The organism is Streptomyces sp. S6 (assembly GCF_054880855.1).
Genome location: NZ_JBTYMC010000413.1, coordinates 1 through 4,799 on the forward strand (window position 1 = coordinate 1; position 4,799 = coordinate 4,799).

The following is a 4,799-nucleotide window of genomic DNA, read 5'->3' on the forward strand; positions in this document are numbered from 1 at the left end:
TCCAGGGCGTCCACGACGAGTTCGGCGCGGTGGTGATCGGCCATGGCATAGCCGACGACCTCGCGGGTGGCCAGGTCCAGCCAGCAGGCGAGGTAGAGCCAGCCCTCGGCCGTCGGCAGGTAGGTGATGTCGCCGACCAGCTTGATCCCGGGACGCCCGGCGTGAAAATCGCGGCCGGTCAGGTCCGGGGCCGGCCTCGCCTTCTTGTCCGGCCGGGTCAGCGAGCTGTGCTTCCGCCGGGTGACGCCCCGGATGTCGCGCTCGCGCATCACGCGGGCGACGCGCTTTCGGTTCACCTGTCGTCCCAGACGCCGGAGTTCGGCATGGACGCGCGGAACACCGTAGGTCTTCCGGGATGCGAGGTGCAGCACGGTGATCTCGTGCGCGAGTGAGTCGTCGGCGGCCTGGCGGGCGCGGCGGGCGGCCTCGCTCTCGCACCAGGCGTAGTAGGAGGAGCGGGCCACGTGCAGAACCCGGCACAGCAGAACGATCGGAAAGTTCGCCTTCTCCGCGTGAACGAACCGGTACAACTCGCTCACCGGTCGTCCTCCTTCACGAAGAAGGCGGTCGCTGAGATGTGAATCCGGGGTCTTCGGGGCAGCGTTCAACGGTCTCTGGACTGCGGCGGGTTGGCGGGGCTGGGTCAGGCAAGTGGCGCCGGGGCAGGTTCGAGGGTGACGTCGAAACCGAGGGCTTCGAGCTGAGCGGTCAGGCGTTTGGCGCGTTGAGCGGGGCTGAAGCGTCGGGCGGCCCAGTCGGGTCCGAGGTCCCGGTAGGGGACGTGGTCATGGACGATGTGCCAGTAGGCGACCACGATGTCGTGGCGGGTCGCGCCGATCGCCTTGAAGCCGCCGGCCCGTCCCTTGATCTGCATGTGATGGGCGGACAGGTAGGTGCCCTTGGCCTTGACCGCGCCCCATGCTGCCTCGGTGAGTGCGGCCTTGAGCCACTTGGGTCCCGGCCGGCTGCGGCCGCCCTTGCGCTTGCCGCCCGAGGCGTGGTTGCCGGGACAGACGCCGGCCCAGGACGCCAGGTGCGCGGAGGTCGGGAAGACGGACATGTCCAGCCCGATCTCCGCGACCAGGACCTGGGCGACCTTCGCGCCGACGCCCGGAATCGTCTGGATCAGCTCCATGGTCTCCTGGTGCGGGGCGAGTCGGGCGGTGATCTCGTTGTCGTACGCCTCGACGCGCCGCTCCAGGCCGTCGATGTGGTCGAGCAGGCCACGGACGATCACGCCGTGGTGCTCGATGCGGAAGCGGTGTTCGAGGGCCTCTTCCAGTGCCTCGCGATTGGACCGCAGGCGCCCCTTGGCCAGCGCGGCCAGCTCCACCGGTGAGGTCACCCCCTCCAACAGCGCCTCCAGCACGGCACGCGAGGTCTTCGACCAGACCTGCGAGGCGACCGAGGTCAGCTTGATCCCGGCGTCCTGGAGCACCTTCTCCAGTCGCTGGATCACCCGCACCCGCTCCTGGGACACCGCCGTTCGCGCGCGTACCAGATCTCGCAGTTCGTGGAACTCCTGCACCGGCACGAACGAGGGACGCACCAGACCACACTCGAGGATCCGCGCGATCCACACCGAGTCACCAACATCGGTCTTGCGGCCGGGCACATTGCGCAGATGCGCCGCGTTCACCAGCCAGCAGGTGAACCGCTCCTCCAGGGCAGCGAAGACCGGCTTCCAGTACACCCCGGTCGCCTCCATGCCGACGAGTTCCACCTGCTCACACGCGAGCCAGTCGCCCAGGGCGGCCAACGCCCGTGCAGTGGTCTTGAACGTCCGCGTCTCGGCCGCCCGCGAACCCCTGCGCTGCCCCGGAGAGCGCACTGTCGCCACCACCGTGTCACGGTGCACATCCAGCCCGGCACACCGCTCAAAGATCACCTGCATCCACAGCCTCCTCTGCGGCAGCACCCATCAACGTGCCGCCCGGAAGGGGCCTACTGATCCAAAGAGTCTGAGATTCGCGCTCGCAGCAGCAGTCAACAATCCCTCAAGCCCCAGCGTCATACTTTTCCCCGGACTCGTGGATACCAAGCGAAACCGACGTCTGCCCGGACCGCACGCCACCACTGTGTAGGCGGAGCGCGGGGCGCGCTCAAGCCGCGCGAGGAAGCGAACTACCCACCACCCAGGGGACGTTGTGCGCCCCGGATTCTCATCCCGCAACGGTGATCAAGCAGGCGCGATCATGGGTAGTCGGGTGGCCCGGGGGAATTTCACCCCCGGGCTCCCACAGATCCCGGCGTGACAGTCTCCCGTCACCGGGCTCCTATTGTCCTGATCACCAGATCGAGTGGACCCATTTCCAGTGGGCGAAGAAGAGCGGGTACGCGGTGGTGACCTGCTTCCATCGCCGGTGGAAATTCTTGAAGGTCTTCAGCCGTCGGTATTTCTTGCGGACCCAGCGCATCAGGTAGTAGTTGATGCGCTTGAGGAGGGGATACAGCTCGGTTCGATAGAAGGCACCGTAGTACTGCATCCAGCCGCGGATGATGGGGTTGAGCCATCGCGCGAACTCGCCGAGGGTGTAGCCGATGTGCATGTGGAGCCGCCAGGAGCGGACCTCCGTGCTCATCTTCTTGAGGGCGTCCTTGCTGGGTGCCGGAAGGAATGAAGTGAAGATCTTTCCGTTCCGGCCTCGCGCTGGACGGCGCTGGAACGTGAAACCGAGGAAGGTGAACGACGTTGCCGCGACCCCGTCGTAGCGCCCGTCCCTTCCGCAGTACACGATCCGGGTCTTGGCCGGGTGCAGTTGCAGGCCGACCTTTTCCATCCTGTCCCCGATCGCCTTCAGGACCGCACGGGCCCGGCGTTCGGAGTCGCAGTGCACGACTGCGTCATCCGCATAGCGTTCGAACTCGACGTTCGGAAAGTTCCGGGAGAGCCACAGTTCGAACGCATAGTGCAGAAACAGGTTCGCCAACACGGGAGAAACCGCAGATCCCTGTGGGGTTCCACGATCTCGCTGCCGCAAGGTGCCGTCGGGAAGTTGCAGTGGAGCGGAAAGCCACCGCTTCACATACAACACGACCCACGCGGCATCGGTATGGGTTTCCACTGCCTTGATGACGAGGTCCCAGCGGACGCTGTCGAAGAATTTGGAGACATCGAGATCGACGGCCCACTTCTTCTTCCAGCACCGCCGCCGGCATGCCTCAACCGCGTTCAGCGCCGACCTGCCCGGCCGGTAGCCGTAGGAGTCGGGGTGGAACACAGGTTCCACCCGCTTCTCCAGATGAGCGGCCACCACCATCTGGGCGATTCTGTCCGCGACCGTGGGCACACCGAGCAAACGAACCCCGTCGCCATGCGACTTCGGGATTTCCACGCCTTTCACCGGAGGAGGAAAGTAGCTTCCCGAGGACATGCGATTCCAGATCTTATAGAGGTTCCTCTTCAGATCTTTCTCGAACTCCTCGATCGTGCAGCCATCCACCCCCGGGGCACCCTGATTGGCCTTGACCTTCAGGTACGCCTCCCAGACCTCCGTCTTTGATATCTCGAACGGCTTGATCTGTGACTTCAGCTCGCCCACGCAGCTCCTCCCAGGGAACTCCTGGTTGACCGAACAAACGAACCACGGACAATCCGGCCCCTTCGCTCCGCTCCCACCGCGCCCAGCAGGAGGTTCACCGCTACTACGAACCGGTCCGCCAACACACCTCGCATCGGTACTCAGTTCCTCGCGGGTTGTCCGCTTGGAAGGCTCCCTTTCCCAACACTGCGCAATGAATGCAGCGTTGAGGCATCGAAGTGTGTCTTCCCACGTTCCGCACGAAAGCAGCAGATCAGATTCACGTCGCCTCCACGCCGGGCACCACCTGGCCAGTAAACGGGTTTCCGCCAGACTCATCCCGGGCCAAAAAGTAACACCCGGTTCTGATGCCATTTAATCAATAACGACGCGTCAACAGCGATCCCCTGCAAGGGGACTGCGCTCCGTCTCCCTGATCCCCACCTGACGCCTCACGGACGCCTTTTCCACAGTCGCTCACCACGGTCGCGTCACCGCTCCCGCAGCATGTGGCGGTTTGAAGTCTCCCCCCGCAGGGCGACTCCGAAGGGCCGAAAATCCTTCATCTCTCGTGCAGCACCGCGTTCAGCTACTCAACTACCGCAAGCAGCCTCCGCGTTCGTGGCACACCTTTTTTTCAGGATCTCGATCGTCTGCTGCTGTTCGCGGTTCTCCTTGCGCAGCCGCTTGAGCTCCTCGCGCTCGGCACCTGTCAACTCGCCGGACTCGCCCTCGCGCCGGTCTGTCCTGGCCTTGCGGTACCAGCCGCGCAGGGACTCGGAGCTGATGCCGAGTTCCCGGGCCACAGCGGTGACCGTCTTGCCCGAGGAGTCGACGAGCGCGATCGCGTCCCGCTTGAACTCCTCGGTGTACCGCTTCGTGTACTTGCTTCCCACCTGGTGCTACTTCCTCTGGAACCTCAGGTCCCAGTCTCCAGGTGTCCACGATCAAGGGGAAGCTTCAATCCGCACCCACCCCCGCGTCTTCGTCACCCTCACCCCACCGTCCTTCGGACCCGTCCACAACCGCCCCACCACCCCCGGCGGCGACGTCCGGCCCTGCCGCTGCCGTAAGCTCCACGAACCCACGGACGCCCTGATCGGGACACCGCTGAATCCGGCGACGTACGACTAGGGCGTGTTCTGGGTTGAGATCACGGGATCGGTCATTCCCGCTCCAGGAGGGTGCCGACTGCGGTAGACCGGTCGCGTGACTCGTGGTGATCTGACTGACGCCGAGTGGGAGTTGATCGAGCCGCACTTGCCGCTGGGTGCGTTC

General features: G+C 65.0%; 4 protein-coding genes and 1 pseudogene. 1 reads left to right on the forward strand and 4 read right to left on the reverse strand.

Annotated elements, in window-relative coordinates:
• From ACVNF4_RS32535 to ACVNF4_RS32550, 4 genes are all read right to left on the reverse strand, one after another.
• On the reverse strand, positions 1–539 hold a 539-nt coding region (locus ACVNF4_RS32535; protein WP_461806477.1), incomplete at its 3' end, for an IS3 family transposase.
• Between the two features lie 104 nt (positions 540–643).
• Positions 644–1,894, reverse strand: a complete 1,251-nt coding sequence (locus ACVNF4_RS32540; protein ID WP_461806478.1) for an IS110 family RNA-guided transposase — start codon at positions 1,892–1,894, stop codon at positions 644–646.
• A gap of 394 nt (positions 1,895–2,288) precedes the next feature.
• Positions 2,289–3,542, reverse strand: coding sequence for a group II intron reverse transcriptase/maturase (ltrA, locus tag ACVNF4_RS32545; RefSeq protein WP_461806479.1), 1,254 nt, complete (start codon positions 3,540–3,542; stop codon positions 2,289–2,291).
• Between the two features lie 572 nt (positions 3,543–4,114).
• On the reverse strand, positions 4,115–4,417 hold the full coding sequence (locus ACVNF4_RS32550; RefSeq protein WP_461806480.1) for a transposase: 303 nt from the start codon (positions 4,415–4,417) through the stop codon (positions 4,115–4,117).
• Positions 4,418–4,481: 64 nt separating this feature from the next.
• On the opposite strand from ACVNF4_RS32550, the pseudogene ACVNF4_RS32555 reads away from it, so the two are divergent.
• Positions 4,482–4,652 (forward strand): annotated as a pseudogene (locus tag ACVNF4_RS32555) (replication initiator); the annotation flags it as partial.
• Positions 4,653–4,799: the final 147 nt, after the last annotated feature.

Excerpts from the sequence above, each read along its gene's own strand:
- ACVNF4_RS32540 (WP_461806478.1), bottom strand. The coding sequence starts at position 1,894 with ATGCAGGTGATCTTTGAGCGGTGTGCCGGGCTGGATGTGCACCGTGAC.